This is a genomic window from Tatumella sp. JGM118, from assembly GCF_018257515.1.
GTDB lineage: Bacteria > Pseudomonadota > Gammaproteobacteria > Enterobacterales > Enterobacteriaceae > Tatumella > Tatumella terrea.
Genome location: NZ_JAERJR010000001.1, coordinates 217,079 through 233,860 on the forward strand (window position 1 = coordinate 217,079; position 16,782 = coordinate 233,860).

At 55.4% G+C, this 16,782-nt stretch carries 12 protein-coding genes and 1 pseudogene; 4 read left to right on the top strand and 9 right to left on the bottom strand.

The annotated features are described in order from the left end of the window. Positions 1-39: 39 nt before the first annotated feature. Complete coding sequence (locus JK223_RS01030; RefSeq protein ID WP_212712361.1) at positions 40-531, top strand: ecotin family protein; 492 nt, start codon at positions 40-42, stop codon at positions 529-531. Between the two features lie 306 nt (positions 532-837). Here JK223_RS01030 and JK223_RS01035 read toward each other — a convergent pair. After that, a pseudogene (locus JK223_RS01035) lies at positions 838-2,213 on the bottom strand (fructose-specific PTS transporter subunit EIIC). Between the two features lie 81 nt (positions 2,214-2,294). Further along, positions 2,295-3,113, bottom strand: a complete 819-nt coding sequence (locus tag JK223_RS01040; protein ID WP_212712362.1) for a shikimate 5-dehydrogenase — start codon at positions 3,111-3,113, stop codon at positions 2,295-2,297. Between the two features lie 154 nt (positions 3,114-3,267). On the opposite strand from JK223_RS01040, the gene JK223_RS01045 reads away from it, so the two are divergent. Then, the gene (locus JK223_RS01045; RefSeq protein WP_212712363.1) at positions 3,268-5,073 is read left to right on the top strand and encodes an SgrR family transcriptional regulator; all 1,806 of its coding nucleotides are present in this window, start codon (positions 3,268-3,270) and stop codon (positions 5,071-5,073) included. A gap of 1 nt (position 5,074) precedes the next feature. Here JK223_RS01045 and JK223_RS01050 read toward each other — a convergent pair whose 3' ends face one another. Together JK223_RS01050 and JK223_RS01055 are read right to left on the bottom strand one after the other, a co-directional pair. Beyond that, entirely contained in the window at positions 5,075-5,245 is a 171-nt protein-coding gene (locus JK223_RS01050) for a hypothetical protein (protein ID WP_212712364.1), read from the bottom strand. A 132-nt stretch (positions 5,246-5,377) separates the two neighbouring features. Beyond that, positions 5,378-6,505 (bottom strand): glycosyltransferase family 9 protein, encoded by a 1,128-nt coding sequence (locus tag JK223_RS01055; RefSeq protein WP_212712365.1) that lies wholly within the window; start codon positions 6,503-6,505, stop codon positions 5,378-5,380. A gap of 626 nt (positions 6,506-7,131) precedes the next feature. Between JK223_RS01055 and JK223_RS01060 the strand changes: the two genes are divergently transcribed. Then, positions 7,132-7,353: a hypothetical protein gene (locus JK223_RS01060; protein ID WP_212712366.1), complete on the top strand. Its 222-nt coding sequence runs from the start codon at positions 7,132-7,134 to the stop codon at positions 7,351-7,353. Here the strand turns inward: JK223_RS01060 and alsS are convergent. Together alsS and budA are read right to left on the bottom strand one after the other, a co-directional pair. Continuing rightward, positions 7,315-8,991 (bottom strand): acetolactate synthase AlsS, encoded by a 1,677-nt coding sequence (alsS, locus tag JK223_RS01065; protein ID WP_212712367.1) that lies wholly within the window; start codon positions 8,989-8,991, stop codon positions 7,315-7,317. The genes JK223_RS01060 and alsS overlap by 39 nt on opposite strands. Before the next feature lie 33 nt (positions 8,992-9,024). Then, positions 9,025-9,807 (bottom strand): acetolactate decarboxylase, encoded by a 783-nt coding sequence (gene budA, locus JK223_RS01070; RefSeq protein WP_212712368.1) that lies wholly within the window; start codon positions 9,805-9,807, stop codon positions 9,025-9,027. 104 nt (positions 9,808-9,911) lie between these two features. Between budA and JK223_RS01075 the strand changes: the two genes are divergently transcribed. Next, a complete protein-coding gene (locus JK223_RS01075; RefSeq protein WP_212712369.1) occupies positions 9,912-10,787 on the top strand; it encodes a LysR family transcriptional regulator in 876 nt (291 codons plus the stop codon). 444 nt (positions 10,788-11,231) lie between these two features. Here the strand turns inward: JK223_RS01075 and gss are convergent, their stop codons facing one another. From gss to JK223_RS01090, 3 genes are all read right to left on the bottom strand, one after another. Continuing rightward, complete coding sequence (gss, locus tag JK223_RS01080; protein ID WP_212712370.1) at positions 11,232-13,112, bottom strand: bifunctional glutathionylspermidine amidase/synthase; 1,881 nt, start codon at positions 13,110-13,112, stop codon at positions 11,232-11,234. Positions 13,113-13,601: 489 nt separating this feature from the next. Then, positions 13,602-15,266 carry an acetolactate synthase large subunit gene (locus JK223_RS01085; RefSeq protein WP_212712371.1) on the bottom strand — a complete coding sequence of 555 codons (1,665 nt, stop codon included), beginning with the start codon at positions 15,264-15,266 and terminating at the stop codon, positions 13,602-13,604. Between the two features lie 51 nt (positions 15,267-15,317). Further along, positions 15,318-16,247 carry an AEC family transporter gene (locus tag JK223_RS01090; protein WP_212712372.1) on the bottom strand — a complete coding sequence of 310 codons (930 nt, stop codon included), beginning with the start codon at positions 16,245-16,247 and terminating at the stop codon, positions 15,318-15,320. Positions 16,248-16,782: the final 535 nt, after the last annotated feature.

Here is a 16,782-nt window from a genome sequence, read left to right on the forward strand (position 1 = left end):
GCTCCCGGGCAGCAATTACCGGTGATTTATGGAGATCTTATGCGAAAATTTACGTGGATGATGTTGCTTATACCGCTGACAGGCACCAGCCTGATCACACAGGCCGCCACCACCGATGAAGACCGGGTGATGAAACCGTATCCGCTGGCCGAAGCGCATATGCAACGTAACGTCATCCTGTTACCGCCATTGAGCAATGAACAGCACTATCGTGTGGAGCTGATCATCGGTAAAAAAGCGATGACTGACTGTAACCTGGTGCATCTTGCCGGTTCGATGACAGAGGAAACGGCCAAAGGGTGGGGATATCCTTACTACCGGGTCACTCTGCAACCCGGGCTTATCTCGACACGCCGGGCCTGCATTCCGGCGAAGAAGACCTCCCGGCTGGTGACGTTACCGGCCGCCTCCGAAAAACTGCTGCGCTACAACAGCAAACTACCGCTGGTGGTCTATGCCCCGCAGGGGATACAGGTCAGTTATCGACTGTGGAAAGGCGGTGAGGATGTGGTGAAATCAGAACTACGTTAACCCGTGGACGTGTTTTCGCCTCCGGCCCGCCCGCCTGGCAGTGAGGATGACCCTGTGCCTCAGCCAGTAACACCAACGCAGCCGGTAAGCCTGCAGAGAGTAGCGAAGGGGTTACAGGGCGGTAGGGCTCCCGGGGGAACAGGGAAGAAGCGGGGGAGAGTTAACGGTAGCCTGTCCTCCCCTGATTTTCGTTGCTGAAAGAGATATCACTCTCAGGTGACCATGTCAGAGTGACTGCCGGGGTGCCGGTGATACAGGACAGGTCAGAGGTATTCAGAAAAGGGCACAATGTGCCCCTTTCTGCCGTCAGGCGTGAACCGGGTCCTGTGCCGGTGCCCGTCTCAGCAGCGCGTACATTCCACCGGTCACCAGAATCCCGGCAATAATCGCCACTAAATACATTCCGACGTGCCCGACGGCATGGGGGATAGCCAGGACAAATAATCCCCCGTGGGGGGCCATCAGCGTACAACCGAAATACATCGATAATCCGCCGGCCAGCGCACCGCCTGCCATCGTGGACGGGATAACCCGCATCGGGTCACGGGCAGCAAACGGGATAGCCCCTTCAGAGATAAAGCACAGACCCGGCACAAAAGACGCCTTACCGGCCTGCAGTTCCGGCGGCGTAAACCGCGATTTTGCAAGCCAGGTGGCAATACCCATCCCCAGTGCAGGGACCATCCCTGCCGCCATAATCGCGGCCATCGGCCCGTAAGACCGGGATGCCAGCAGGCCGACGCCGAAGGTATAGGCCGCTTTATTGACCGGACCCCCGAGGTCGAAACATTGCATCGCACCGAGCAGAATGCCGAGTAACAGCGCATTGGCAGTCGTCATCCCGGCCAGGAAGTGGGTCAGCCCTCTCATCACGGCCGACACCGGGCCACCGACCACATAAATCATCACCAGCCCGGAGATCACGGTCGCCAGCAGCGGGATCACCAGCACCGGTTTCAGGGCCTCCATAGATGACGGCAGGGTGATTTTTTGTGTCAGGAACCGGGCCGTATAGCCCGCCAGAAAACCGGCGATGATCCCGCCAGGAAAGCCCGCGCCGCTGGCGGAGGCCAGCATCCTGGCGAACAGTCCGGGGGCCAGACCCGGACGGTCGCAATAGAATAGGAAATATAGCCCGCCAGTACCGGCACCATTAAGGCAAAGGCGGCCTTACCGCCAATTTCCATCAGCGCGGCGGCGAGAGTGCCGGGTTGTTTAAACGCATTGATCCCGAAGACAAAGGAAAGGGCGATACATAACCCTCCGGCGACCACCAGTGGCAACATATGCGACACTCCGGTCATCAGATGTTGATAAATTGCCGGCAGTTCGGTTCGCCCCGCCTTCGCGGACGCCGTGTTACTCTGATAAAGCGTCGCCAGGCGCAGCGCATCGGGCAGTGTTTCTTCCGGTTTTTTCAGCGCCTGGCCGGTGCTGGTCCGGTAAAGCCGCTTACCGTGAAATCGCGAAAGGTCAGTCTCAATATCAGCGGCGATAATCACCACCTCAGCCTCACGGATATCTTCATCACTGAAGGTGTCACGGACACCCACCGACCCACGGGTTTCTGCTTTAAACAGAAACCCCTGTTTTGCGGCCGCTGTTTTCAGGGCTTCCGCCGCCATAAACGTATGGGCCACACCGGTCGGGCAGGCGGTCACTGCAATGATACGTTCGTTCATCAGACACACCTTTTTATGTTGAGGCCGGTATTATCAGTACACACAGGTGCCTGTCTGTCAGGCGACAGCGGGGCTAAGTCGTTACTGCCGGGACCAGGCGGCGGCCTGGCGGAACAGTTCTTCTGAGGGGCGGACCCCGGTATATAACGCAAACTGCTCGACGGCCTGAATCGCAAAGACTTCAGAGCCGGTGATCACCGTCTTCTTCAGCGTCCTGGCCGCGTTGATCAGGGGGGTCGTCTCCGGTAATGCCACCACATCAAAGATGATGTCTGCGGCGGCGATCTCTTCCTCGCGGTAGGCGAGAGTCTGTTCATCACTGCCGCCGGCCATCCCCTGCGGGGTCGCATTTATCAGCAGTTGCGGCTGCAACCCGGTAATGTCACTGCCAGCCTCGAACCCATACAGATCGGCCAGTCGGCCAGCTTTTGCCGGATCCCGGTCAATGATCCTGCCACGGGTAAATCCGGCATCCCGCAGGGCGCAGGCGACCGCTTTTGCCATACCACCGCTGCCACGCAGCACAAACGTCAACCCGCTATCGACTTTGTACTGCCTGAGCAATGTCGCGATGGCAATGTAATCGGTGTTATAGGCCTTCAGGTAACCTTCGGTATTAACGATCGTATTGACGGAATGAATCGCTTTCGCCGAGGCATCCAGTTCATCCACCAGCGGGATCACATGTTCCTTAAAAGGCATTGAGATGGCACATCCCCGAACCCCCAGCGCCCGTACGCCGCTGATAGCCCCGGCGAGATCTGTGGTGGTGAACGCCTTATACAGATAATCAAGGTTCAGGGCATCGTAAAGGAAGTTATGAAACCGTGTGCCGAAATTGCTGGGACGCGCGGCAAGAGACATACAAAGGGTGGTGTCTTTATTCAGATGACGGGTCATTTACAGCTCCTTGTTTTTTCAGTCAGGCATTTCGGAGGCAGGGCACGGGGGCTTGTCTCCGGACAACGGTAACAACACTTGCCGTTATCCTGATAATGGACTAAAAAGAGGAAGTTAAAAACGGCTGTCTTTTTATCCCGGGAGTTCCGCTTTTATGTCTTTCCCACGGCTTGAACAACATTACCGCCGACTGCTGGCGTTTTATCCTGAGCGTGAAGTGACACTGACACTGGGGGAGCTGGCGGACAAACTCTGCTGCTCAAAGCGCCACATGCGGGGGTTATTACTGCGTATGCAACAGGCCGGCTGGCTGAACTGGCAACCCAGTGCCGGCCGGGGTCATCAGTCGGAACTGGTCCTGTATTACAGCGAAGCGCAACTGCTGTTAAGAAAAGCGGAACAACTACTGGATGAGGGCGATATCCGGAGTGCGGTCGGTCTGCTGGGGGACCAGCAGCAGCTGGTGGCCGGGCTGTTGCGGCAGAAACTGGGGTATCAGGTTCGGGAAGATTACCAGTCGCTGCGTATCCCCTATTACCGCACCATGCCGAACCTTGCCCCGGGCACACCGTTGCGGCGCTCTGAAATCCATCTGGTGAAGCAAATTTTCAGCGGTCTGACCCGGGTCAATGAACAGACCGGTCTTGCCGAAGCGGACCTGGCGCATTTCTGGTCGCACCGGGACTTCCGTGACTGGACGTTTCATCTGCGTCCGGCGGTGCGTTTTCACGATGGCCGGGAACTGACCAGTGAGGACGTCGTGGTATCGCTGCAACGCATCGCTACTCAGCCACTTTTCTCCCACCTGTCCCGGATTAATACCAGAGGACGCCTGACGGTGGAGATCACCCTCAGCCAGCCGGATCCCCGGTTACCTCTGCTGCTGACGGACAGTGCGGCACTGATATTACCGGCCGATTTTGCCAGCCGGCCCGGCTTTGCAGCTTCGCCGGTCGGGACCGGGCCTTATCTGGTGGAAGAAAATAACCGCCTGCATCTGAGAATGCGGGCCTTTGACCACTACTTCGGTCTGCGCGGACTCCTCGATGAAATAGAGGTCATCGTCTGGCCGCTAACGCTGAAACAGGCCGCCGGCCTTCCTCAGGGAGGGGCAGAGGCTCAGTACCGCAACAGGGCACAACCGTCAGCGTGGCTTAGCTCCAGCCTGAGTGACATCGAGTATATTTCGGGACAGGCTCTCAGCCTGACCGGGCCACCTGGCGAAGATTGCGGTGAGATGTTCCCCGAAAAAGGGGGCTATTTTCTGCTCTGTGACAGCCGTTCTCCCCACTGGCAGCAGAGCACGGCACGGCGCTGGATCCGCGAAATTCTCAATCCCTATACGCTTATTCAGCGTTTTGTGCCGGCGATCCGTCCCTTCTGGATCCCTGCCGCCAGTCTGATGCCGGACTGGCTGCATAGGATGTCTGAAGGGGAGGCGGTCCGTCCGGATTCCTTACCCGCCGGGGAGCCAGGGCGCGTCCTCCGGCTGGCCTTTCATCGCCAGCATCCTGAATTTGAAATGCTGGCCCGTGAGATGCAGCATCTGTTACAGGCGCAGGACATTGTGCTGGAACTGATCGAACAGGACTATGAAGAGTGGGCTGGCGGGGAGGAGAGTGCCGATCTCTGGCTGGGCACAGTCAACTTCCCGGTCCCTGAAACCTGGAATGCCGGCGCGTGGCTGTTCAGCCTGCCGCTGCTCAGGCATTCGGTTTCCGGCGGGGATGCTGAACGCTTTACACAATGGCAGCACGCCTGGCGGGATGAATCTTTGCAGGGCAAGCAACTGACTCAGCAGGTGATCCATGACGGCTGGTTACAGCCGCTGTTTCACCACTGGATGCGGCTGAAAAGCCCGGGACAGGCACAGGGGATCCGGCTGAATAATCTTGGCTGGTTTGATTTCACCCGGGCCTGGATGGCACCTGCCACAGGCCCGGGAAATGAAGAGCAATGACTCAGAGAAGGCGGCTGCGCATAACCTCACCGCAGAGCAGTTCCGCCCCCGGACGCTGTTTCTGGTCATGCTTCAGTGCAGACTGACACTGAGTTTCTGTCGGATAGAGCGCTTTGGTCACAGGGAGCACCCGGGAATGGGAAATCATCAGTGCAACGAATCCGGCTATCATAACTATACCTCCGGCGGTTCCGGCCTCAGATACTGTTAAGTGTAGCGGATAACAGGGTTTTTGCCGCACTTTATTTTCATCAGATCCCGTGCCCTGCCGGGTAAAAAACCTGCGATCAGCGCGGATAAATCGTCATTTTCCTTGGTTTTCCCGGATATCTGCCGCCGGGCTCGCGGCAATCTGCGCATCCTGCCGCAGACCCGTGCCGCGGTTCAGGAAGGCCTCGATACCGGTAAGGATCGCGTCGACGGGAGCATCTCTGACCTGCGGTTCGCTGACCACAATCTGCCGCGCAGCAACATAATTCGGTGCCCAGATTTTATAACCGGGAAGTCCGGTATCTTTCAGCCGTCGCCGGTTATAGACCGCCAGCAGGTTGCGGTTAAGGGCATTGGCGATATGGACTATCGAGGTGTCGATACTGATCACCAGTTCGGCGATCCTGACCGTTTCAATGGCCGTACTAATGGTACTGTCGGGAATGATACAGACTCCGGGGCCGGCAAATTCCCTGACTTTCTGCGGGATGCCGGTGATCACGATTTTACAGTCCGGCCTAGTCTGGCGCAGATAAGCGATAATTGCCTGCACCTGAGTGACAGAGAAATCTTTATCCGGCGCGCCGGAAAGCGGGTTAATGGCAATCACACTCTCCCCCGGGGAATAACTGAGGGCACGACAGACTTTTTCCCGCTCCTGCGGCGATCCCCCCAGGAAATAACGGGTGTGTTGCGGATAAATAGAAAACAGGGCCAGAACTTTCCGGTGCCGAGCGGTAATGTGGGTATCTGCGTCCAGGTGGGCGAGGGAATAATGGTAGATTTTCAGCCCGTCTTTATTAAAGCCGATATTACACCCAGCCCCCAGACGCCAGAGTAACTTTAACCGCTCATAGTCATGGACATCATCAAAGTCGATCACTGCCCCGAATTTTTCGGCGCGTAATTGATGCAATGACATTCTGTTTTTATACAGGAAGATCTTTTCCAGATAGTCGCACCCGGAGAGCATCTGCCCGCACACCGGGCCGGTCAGTACCGAGACCTTATATCCCTGGTCTGCCAGATGGCGGGCGGTGAAGGTGGTCACGACCATATCGCCGGCTTTATCATCGAGACGCAGTAACAGAATATGGCGCAGCCGGGTCAGCTCGGGTGGCTGCCGGAAATATTGAAGATTCAGCCAGTGGGCGAGCAGGCGGCCTTTAAGATGGCGGATAATACGGTTCTTTCTGTGATTGATAGTTTTTAAAACGCCCATAGCCAGACCTTCTGTATCTCTGAAAGGTAAGGGCCCGGGAGCTCAGGATTTTCAGAAACAGGATAATGAGTAAATTAACGTGATCTGTTAATCCATACCGGTATGTTTTGTCGGGAAAAGCAGGAAGCGGTTGCCGGTGCCAGTCTAAAGCGGATAAACAGCGTCTCCGGAGCACATTGTGGTCACCGGTGCACCGTTAACCCACTGAAATTATGGCCTGTAAGCCGCCCCCCGGACAGCAATTTTTTTATCATATTGGTAAATATTATTCTACAAATAAGGAAGGCTGATACACACCCGTCGGGCGTTCATGCCCTGGCGGCCGGTCTGCCCTGTCTGAGGTGCCTCCTGCGTTTCCCGCAGTGATAAAACGATGCACGGATAACCGGCAGCAGAAACTGACAATGCCCGTCCTCAGACCGGGATTGCCGGTGAATAACGGTATACCCTTGAACTACCGCGCGGACAGCAATAACAGAAATAAGCGCTAAGCAGGCAGGGATCTAAGTCCTCAGACCTGACCAGGAGGAGGGCGTGTTGTCGCAGGGGTGCTGACTCCCGGGGCAGGGGGGAGAACAGCCCGCGGGCCGGCCAGCGGGACATCTTTCAGCTCCCCCGGGGAGTGAGTGCGCTCACCTTTGTCACCGCCGGTACTGGTGGCAGAGAAAACCGGCGCGGCGCGGGATATGACAGATAACGCGGTGACGGGTAACCTGCTGAACGGGATGTTCGCCGGCTGTCCCTGCAAAAACGGGCACCCGCAGGCACCCGTTTTTCACCGTCACTTAACGTTTCGCTGTGGCGGTGACTCAGAACATTTCAGCCATATTCAGCTGGCTCATCAGTAATGCATTGGCACTGTAGTCAACCGGAATAGCCACCACGGCCGGGCCCTGTACATCCATGGCGGCCCGCAGGGTCGATTCCAGCGTCTCTGAGGAGGTCACCGCGAAACCTTTGGCACCAAAAGCTTCGGCATAGGCTTTGAAATCGATCGGTCCGAAATCCACGCCGGACGCACGGTTGTACTTTTTCTCTTCCTGAATAGCGACCATGTTGTAGCAATTATCGACCCAGATAATATGCAGGATGTTCACACCCAGACGCACCGCGGTCTCCAGTTCCATGCTCGATTGCATAAAGCCGCCGTCCCCGGAGACAGAAACCACTTTCCGTTGCGGGTCAACCAGTGCAGCACCGATCGCCCAGGGCAGGGCTACCCCCATCGTTTGCTGACCATTAGAGATCAGTACCTGACGGGCACGGAAGCTATACAGATAACGGGCGATCCAGATATGGAAGCTCCCCATATCGACACACAGGGTCACATCACTGTTAACGATATCCTGCATGGCACGGACCAGACGCAGCGGATGAATGGCAAACTGCTGCAGGCTGCGGCCTTTCTGGGCCAGTAACTCACGCTGCTGCTGACGTTCCTGCAGGATAAGCGTGGTGCTCTGGCTGAGTGCATAGCGGTGATTAATCTGTTCTGCCAGCAGATCCACGGTTCCGGCAATATCCCCGATCAGTTCAATGTCCGGAGAATAGTGGCTGTCGGTTTCGGCCGGTAAGACATCGATATGGACCAGCCGGGCCGTTCCCTGATTCCATTTCACCGGCTCGTATTCCACCGGGCTGTAACCGACGGTGATAATCAGGTCTGCATTCCGCAGTAACTGATCACCGGCCTGGTTATTGAACAGGCCCACACGTCCGGCAAAGCGGGAAAAGTGGTTCTGGTCGATCACCCCGGCCGCCTGATAGGTACTGGTGACCGGAATTTCACTGCGGGTCAGCAGACGGCGAACGGCATCGGCATTACGAGGCTGACTGGCCATCAGACCCAGCAGCAGGACCGGATTTTTCGCCTGAGCGATCAGGGCAGAGACTTCATTAATCTCTTTCTGCGGTGCTGTACCCAGCGAGGGCAGCCGTGCGCTCAGTACATGCCCGCTGGCCGGTTCATTCACAATATCCATCGGCAGACTGATAAATGAGGCGCCGGGACGCCCAAACTCAGCCGCCCGGAAGCCGTTAGAGAGAACCTCTGCAATCGCAGACGAGGACGTAACCTCAGCGGAGTATTTTGTGACCGGACGGAACATGGAAACGGTATCCATGGTCTGGTGAACCTGTTTCAGATGGTCCTGACGGCTGACCGCACCGCCGATAGCCACAAAAGGGTCACCTTCTGACGTCGCGGTTGCCGCACTGGTGATAAGGTTTGAGCAACCCGGACCGGAGGTAACCAGTGCCACTCCGGCTTTACCGGTCAGACGGCCAATGGCACCGGCCATAAATCCGGCATTGGCTTCCAGTCGCACCGGAACGGTAATAATCGAAGAATCTTCCAGCGAATCGAAAACACGGTCAATTTTAGCGCCGGGAATACCAAACACATATTTGACCTGCTGTTCTTCTAACTGGGCAACGACCAGGTCGGCACCACATTTCCACTCGGTTTTTTTATCACTCTTGTTCACAATAAGGTCCTTACTCGCCTGTTCGATAGCGGATTAGCCTTCAACAGACTGGATGGCTGCACTCAGATCTTCAGGATTAAGATCGGCGTTACGGAAGTCTTCGTCCTTAGGAAAATCGATCACCAGTTTTTCAATGGTACCAAAGGTGAGCCGGCCTTCCCTGACCTGATAATCGAGCACATGACCACCACTGCTGCGTTGCTGGTTAATAAAGTGTTCGTGATAACCGGCGACATTGATCCCCTGCATAAATTCCGGTGTCAGGAAACCAATCAGCACTCCGTCCTGTTGCTCAATATGAAACACCGGCTGTTCTTCAACCGCCTGCATCATGGGTTTATAAGGACGGTGCTGTTCCGGTACGGTTCGGGTATCGACTTTGTCGAAATGACCATCGATGCGCAGCGCACAGAAGATATTCTGACTGGCGACATTGGCATCGATAATGTCGTGGATCTGCTGACGACTGTGTGGTTCTCTGATGGTGTATTCGTGTGTCGGATTGAAAAAGGTCATCACCGCAAACGGGGTTTTCTGATCCGGTGAGGCACTCCGCGCACTGCCATCACTGCGCAACTGAAACACATCACTGTTGAACGCGATCATCTCCCCATCCAGATGGTTAAAGGTTCCGAGTCCGAAATCACCGTGCTCCAGTAACTGACGGATAGTCGTCTCGCCTTCATAGACGCCGCTGAGTAATGCACTCATCAGTGAGGCCTGGTAGACGATATTCTCCCCGCGATCTTTTTCTAATTTTAACGCTGCCCTGGTAATATCACTGATGCAGGAACACCCGCAATGTTTCGTTTCCATGATTTATCCCTGAGGTTTTATGTTTAACCTTATGGCCTAAAGGTTGACAGGATGGCGGGGATAATTCCAATATGATGCACTACTCACTTTAAGACGTTTTTGATATGGAACTTCGGCATTTACGCTATTTTGTTGCGGTCGCGGATGCGGGGAATTTTACCCGTGCGGCAGAAAGTCTGGGGATTTCCCAGCCGCCGTTAAGTCAGCAGATACAGCGGCTGGAGCATGAAATCGGCAGCCCGCTGCTGCGCCGGCTGACCCGCAGTGTTGAACTGACACCGGCAGGAAAAGTGCTATATGAAGATGCAATTAAAATCCTGAAAATGTCTGATTCGGCGTTTGAGAAAGCCTGCAGTGTCGGACGGGGACTGAGCGGGTCGCTGCGGATAGGTTTCGCGTCCTCAACCGCACTCAACCCACAGGTCTTTACGCTGTTACACAACTTCCGCGACCATTATCCGATGATTAATCTGCTGCCCGGCGAATTGCATATGTCAGCGCTGATTAATGAATTGCTGAAAGGTGCCATCGATATCGCGTTTATTCGTCTGCCCTGCGACAGAAGCCGGGAAGTGGATTATCGGGTGATCGATAATGAAGAGATGGTCGTAGCGTTACCGCTGAATCATCCGCTGGCAGAGCGTCCTGCACTCAGCTCACTGGCAGACTTACGCGATGACACGCTGATTATCTTCCCGCGGGAGATCTCGCCCGGACTCTATGACTCGGTGATCTCGGCCTGTCATCATGCGGGGTTTACGCCGCCGACCTTTGCGCAATCGCCGCAGACGACATCGGCTATCAGTATGGTGGCGACCGGCTTTGGTTATGCGATAGTGCCGATCTCACACAGCAGAATTGACCAGGCGAATGTCTGTTATCTGCCTATCGAAGGCGCGCCACTGAAAGCTCAGGTTGCACTGGCCTGGCGGCGTCATAACCTGAGTAAAGCGGGCGAGCATTTTCTGGCTTTGCTGTAAGCGACGCGGTGGCGTGGTATGGCCTCCGCCAGGAGGGTGGCAGGGGGGCGCGGAATGAAAACGGATCCCCGCAATATCATTTATGATCGAAACGGAGTTTTCCGGTCTGCATAGCTCCCCCGTCTGACTTAGTCTGTCACTGCATATTCTGCTTAACGTGTCCTGCCGGGGAGGCTGTCCGTGGCCCGCTGTACATCAGGGAAGGCCATCGGGCAATAGCGTCGCCGTCTGACTTTTTCTGTCACTGCATATCCTGCTTAACATGTCCTGCTGGCGGGTGTTCTGTCCCGGGGCTCCCTGTATGCCAGCAAAGAGATTACGCAGAGTCATTTTTCTCAGGCTTATGATCCGCGAATAAAGGCGTTATCACAGGGATAGCTATCCCCGGGAAAAAGGGCAGCGATGACTTCAGAACTCCCGCAGGATACCTCTAAGCGTCAGGCGTCAGCCGATAAAGTCCTGATCGTCGATGATCCTTAGTGGCTCGATATCGCTCTCTTTCTTAATCACCAGCGTCGGGTCAGAACGCAGGCAGGCCCCGCCGTAGTGGCCCCCGACGGTGAACGTACAGACCTGAATATATCGTCCGGCCACCCGTGGCAGGCACCAGAGTTGCTGATAGATACTGGTCTGCCCGGAAAACCGGCCGCCTGTCTCGCCGAGTAACTGTTCACTGTGACTCACCAGTCCGATATTACTGCCGCAACGTCCCCCGATAGGCTTGATGGCATAGCCGGTCTGTTGCAGTTCCTCATTAATGGTGAAGTCAGTATCCAGCAGATATTTATGGTGCGGGAACAGCGACCAGAGCACCGGAAGGATCGCTTTATTGCCCGGGATCACGGTCCACAACGGTTCAAACACCATCACCTCAGGTCGCAGTAGTACATCCATCAGCCGGACCTGATGGTCGGCTTCTCCGGTACGGATCGGTAACGCGGCCGGCGTTTCGGCTTCACATTCGGCCCGCAATTGTTCCAGCACGGTTTCCCAGGCCCAGGTTTTCCAGACACAGTTCACTTCACGGGCATCCGCGTCAATCAACTGACCGGTGGCACTCCAGTGTAATTCCCCGAGGCCGTGCAGAATTTTGCTTTCAAAGCCGGCATCGGTTAATGCCTGTTGCATCATCAGCGCATGATAATTTTCCTCAACATCCTCATCCTGAAGAATATGCACGAACGGCAGGGCATCACTGTGTTTCCAGGCATCCGCCAGCGTATTGATCAGACGACGGCAGGGATCTTTACCTTCGTTAACGCCCCCCTGACGTGCCCATTTCCCCAGCACGATGCCGCCTTCTGTGTGACAGGAGGCAGAATCCGCGTTGTATTCGTAGACTTTCAGGCCCCGTTCATCCAGACAAAAGTCGAGCCGGCCGGTGATCATATGATGGCGGCGCCTCTGCCAGGAGAGCCGCAAGCGTGGCCAGAGAATTTCAGGGATATCAAACAGGCGCAGCAGGCTGTCATCCCGCAGTACTTTATCGGTGGCATGAAGGTACATCAGGTGCAGTTCATTGGTGGCGCTGATCAGTTCCTGTTCTGCACTGCGGGAGATCGTAAAATACTGACAGGGATCGGCATTGATCACCGCACCGTGATTGGCCTGCATATAGGCATGTTCAACCGGGTTATTGTTATCCAGCCATTCACCGGAAAATCTGTCCGCGTCCGGCAGGCGTTTAGCGTGGATTGCCAGGTATTCCGCCGCAGTTTCGGGCGCAGGCAGGCTGTCGACGCTATCGCAGGTCTGAACCATCCAGCCGAGGATCTCCGTGTCATCAAAGGTATCTTCGATAACATAGCGACCGTTATCACAGCGCAACACCAGCTCACGGGTCCATTGCTGTCCGGCAGGTAACGGGCTATGGACCACATTCTGTTCAACTATCTGTATTTTTCCGGCATAGACACGGGTAATGACCGCGACATGGCCGGTGGTTTCAAATTCCCCTCCCTGTTGCCAGATCAGTAACGCGCCGGACACCGGTGGCCGGGCACTGCTGTTAGCAAAAGCCTGCAATGGCAGAATATCGTCATTAACCACCTGGCGAAGAAAGCGCAGGGCGAAGATTTCGTAAGCCATCCGCACATCGGTAAAGACCACACCGTAGTTCAGATACAGAAAGCGACGGGCGAATTCGACACATTGCCACTTATAGCCCATGTATTCGTTACCAAGATAACTCCGCAGTGACGCATCGTCCGGAAACTCTTCGCTGTCCAGCGAATCGTAATCAGAAGAATAGATGGCGACGCCACCGGGGGCGTAACCTAATACTGTGCCGAAAGGAGCGTGATTTTGCGTAAGTTCCACAGTCATTTTTTGCCTTAATCGAAAAACAGCCAGCCTGAGGCCGGGCGTGTTCAGTATCCCTGATGTCAGGAGCGTCCCGGGCGGGGCGGGTTCAGGGAGTGTTTCCCGGAGCAGGGTGCCGGATACAGCGGACGGCAGACGGGGCGGGCAAAATAATCATAGCACTAAAATTTATGAAATAAACCGGGGTTTACGTGACGTTGTCACTTTCATCAGGGTATCCTCTGGCGACAAGACTGCCCGCAGCCCTTTTGCGCAACAGAGGCCGACAGCGGGACCGTTTATTCTCACCTGACTCTCTCCGTAGCTTGTTCTTACGCTCGTCCGGGCTGGCGGGTTATGTGGAACAGCCGCCCGCAGCCCCTGTTGGCAACTGAGACTGACAGCGGGATCCTTTATTCGTCACCTGACTCTCTCCGTAGCATGTTCTTACGCTCGTCCGGGCTGGCGGGTTATGTGGAAAGGCGGCCCATAGCATTTGCGGGCCGCAGAGGCTTACAGTGCGATAGTTAATTCCCCGAGTGTTTTTACCAGTGCCATGTTTTCACGGTAGTCGACCGGGCAGGCAATCACCGTCACACCGTCGCTGGCCAGGGCTTCGTTTAGCACTGGCAGTAATTCCCCGGCAGAAGAGATCTGATGACCGCGGGCACCAAAACTTTCGGCGTACTTCACGAAATCAGGGTTACCGAAATCCACCGAATCATGGGCACCTTCTTCAATATCCATTTTCCATTTAATCAGTCCGTAACTGCCATCCACCCAGACCAGCACGACCAGCGGAATACGTTCACGGACAGCGGTCTCAATTTCCTGGGAATTCATCATAAAACTGCCATCCCCCATACTGGCCAGCACCTTACGCCGGGGAAACGCCAGTTTTGCCGCAATCGCGCCGGGCAGGGAAAATGCCATGGTGGATAACCCGTTTGAGGTCAGGCAGGTCAGGGGCTGATAGGTCGGATAAAGACGGGAAACCCACATCTTAATCGCCCCCGTATCCGCCAGCACAATATCATGGTCATCCAGCGCACTGCGCATATCAGCCACCACCCGTTGCGGTTTCAGCGGGAAACTGTCGTCATGACGGCCTTTCTCCAGTTCCTGCTCACGCAGGTGGCGGATTGTGGCGCTGCCCGGTTGAGCATGCAGCGGTGCTTCACCCAGCGCCTCGCTCAGTGCGGCCAGTGTCAGTGAAATATCTGCGGCCAGGGCGATATCGGTGCGGTAATGACGGTCGGTATCCGGAAGGAAGCTATTAATATGGATGATTTTTTTGTCGGCCTGCGGGTTCATTCTTTCCGGGGCAAATTCCTGAAGTTCGTAACCCACCGCCAGGATCACATCGGCTTTATCGAAGGCAAAATTCTCGTAATCATGGCGCATAAAGCCCATCACCCCCAGCGCATGCTGACTGCGATCGCTCACCACGCCTTTCCCCATAAAGGTGGTCGCTGCCGGGATCTGATAACGTTCGGTAAACCGGTTTAGCGCTTCCGCGGCACCGTTTCTCGCCACGCCGTGTCCGGCCAGGATGACAGGGAAGCGGGCTTCACGCAGCCGTTGCGCGATAGCCGAAACCGTCTCCGGCGGCGGCAGCGAAATGCTGCTGGTCACCGGTGGAATGGGTTTCAGGGTATCGGGTACCGGCATCGCTTCCACATCCTGCGGAATGGCCAGATAAGTGGCCCCCGGCCGCTCCTGCTGTGCTATCTGAAAGGCTTTACGGACCATTTCAGCCGAGGCGTCCGGGGTGTAGAGCGTTTCTGCCCACTGAGTGACCGGCCGGAACATAGCCGGCAGATCGACAATCTGATGGGATTCTTTATAGATCCTGTTCAGGCCGACCTGGGCCGAAATCGCTACCAGCGGGCTGGAATCGGTCTGCGCATCAGCAGTGCCCAGCAATAAATTGATGGCTCCGGGGCCGAGGGTCGCGGTGCAGACTCCGGCTTTACCGGTCAGGCGACCGTAGATATCGGCCATAAAGGAGGCGGCCTGCTCATGGCGGACCAGAATGAAACGGATATTTTCTGAGGCAGTGATGGCGCGAACGAATTTAATATTTTCCTCGCCCGGGATCCCGAAGACGTACTTCACGCCTTCGGCTTCAAGACAGGAAACAAGAAACTCTGCGACATTTTTTGTTTTAACGGTCATACATTATCTCCGGGATATCGGTTATCTGCTCAAACCGCAACGAAGGGTTAATTATCCGGCCAGGTAATATAACAATCCGCCCATGGTCAGAATCGAGAAAAGTGTACTAAAGAAGAGAATGGAAGCGATTTCCTGCCCGGCCGTTTTATATTGAACCGCCAGGATGACACAGACGGAGGCGGTCGGAATGGCCATGCTGATCACCGACAGGCTGAGTGTCTGTCGGTCGGTATGCAGCCAGATCGCCAGGGCCATAATCAGTAACGGCAGCAGGATATTCTTAGCCACAATGGACAGGATCACCGTGCGGTTAAACACCACATGATAGGAGTACAAAATCACCCCGGACGCGAACAGCGCCACGCCTCCGGTGGTTCCGCCGAGCAGTTGTAAGGCGCTGCGGAACGCCGCGGGAATATGCAGGTTACACAGTAAAAGGATCAGCGCCAGTACCGGGGCCCAGACCACGGGTTCTTTCAGGGTATGGACGATATGCTGCAGAAAGGAGTCGTCCTTCTTTTCTGTATCGGAAGAGGAGAGGATCAGGATAGTCAGCGGTACCTGGAAGAGGTTCATAATCATACTGCATAAGGCGATGGGAATGGTGCTGATAGTTCCGTACAGATGGCCCAGCACCGGTACCCCGACAAAAGGGACCGCCGGGCCGGAAACCGACAGGGCCAGCAACGCCGCCAGACCGGGTTTCTGACGAAACAGATAGCGTACCAGCAGAAAGACAAGCAGATATCCTCCCACCATGCCGGCCAGCAGGATGACGGCAATCACCCCCTGGGCAAGCAATACGGAACGTGAGAGACCCATCATCCCCGCAAACAGGGTTAACGGCAGGGCATACAGCATGACCATCCGGTTGAGTACCGCTCCCTGACCGGCATCAAAATCATGGTGCCAGCCGGCAATAAACCCCAGCAACAGTGTGACGACTATCGGCAGAAGTGCCGGGATAATCAGATCAATCATTATTGTCCTCCCGCATCAGGTCTGGCAGCATCGCCGGGCCAGGGCTGTGGCCCGCAAAGGCATTTAAAGTAGCTCTGATGATCCAGGATGTATAGCGCGCGGCTTACGGGGAATCCGTAAGTTTTACTGATGAAACAACTCCGTAAATAAATGTTATTTCCGCACGAAGACTGTCAGCCTGCAGGAATTAAGGGCAGGTTTCAGCCGGTGATATAAAACATGGCGATATGCTTAAACAGCTAATTAACCTTGTATATTGCAGGGTTAATCGGGTAAAAGCATTGATTTTAATCGGGTTATTTTCCATCCCTTCAGGAAATAAGCGCCACGGGAAGCCGGTCACACCGTTTTGTAAGAAAATAATGTAAGCTGATATTAACCTGTCACCGGGATTGAAGGGTAAAGAATTTCTTTTGTGTTTTTCCTTTTCTGCGGCAGTCAGGGCGGCGCCATATCAGGAAATTACCATGGGAATGACACTGCAAAGCATTACGCTGCCGTCTATATTTATTACTCAGCAGGTCGTTATCACTGA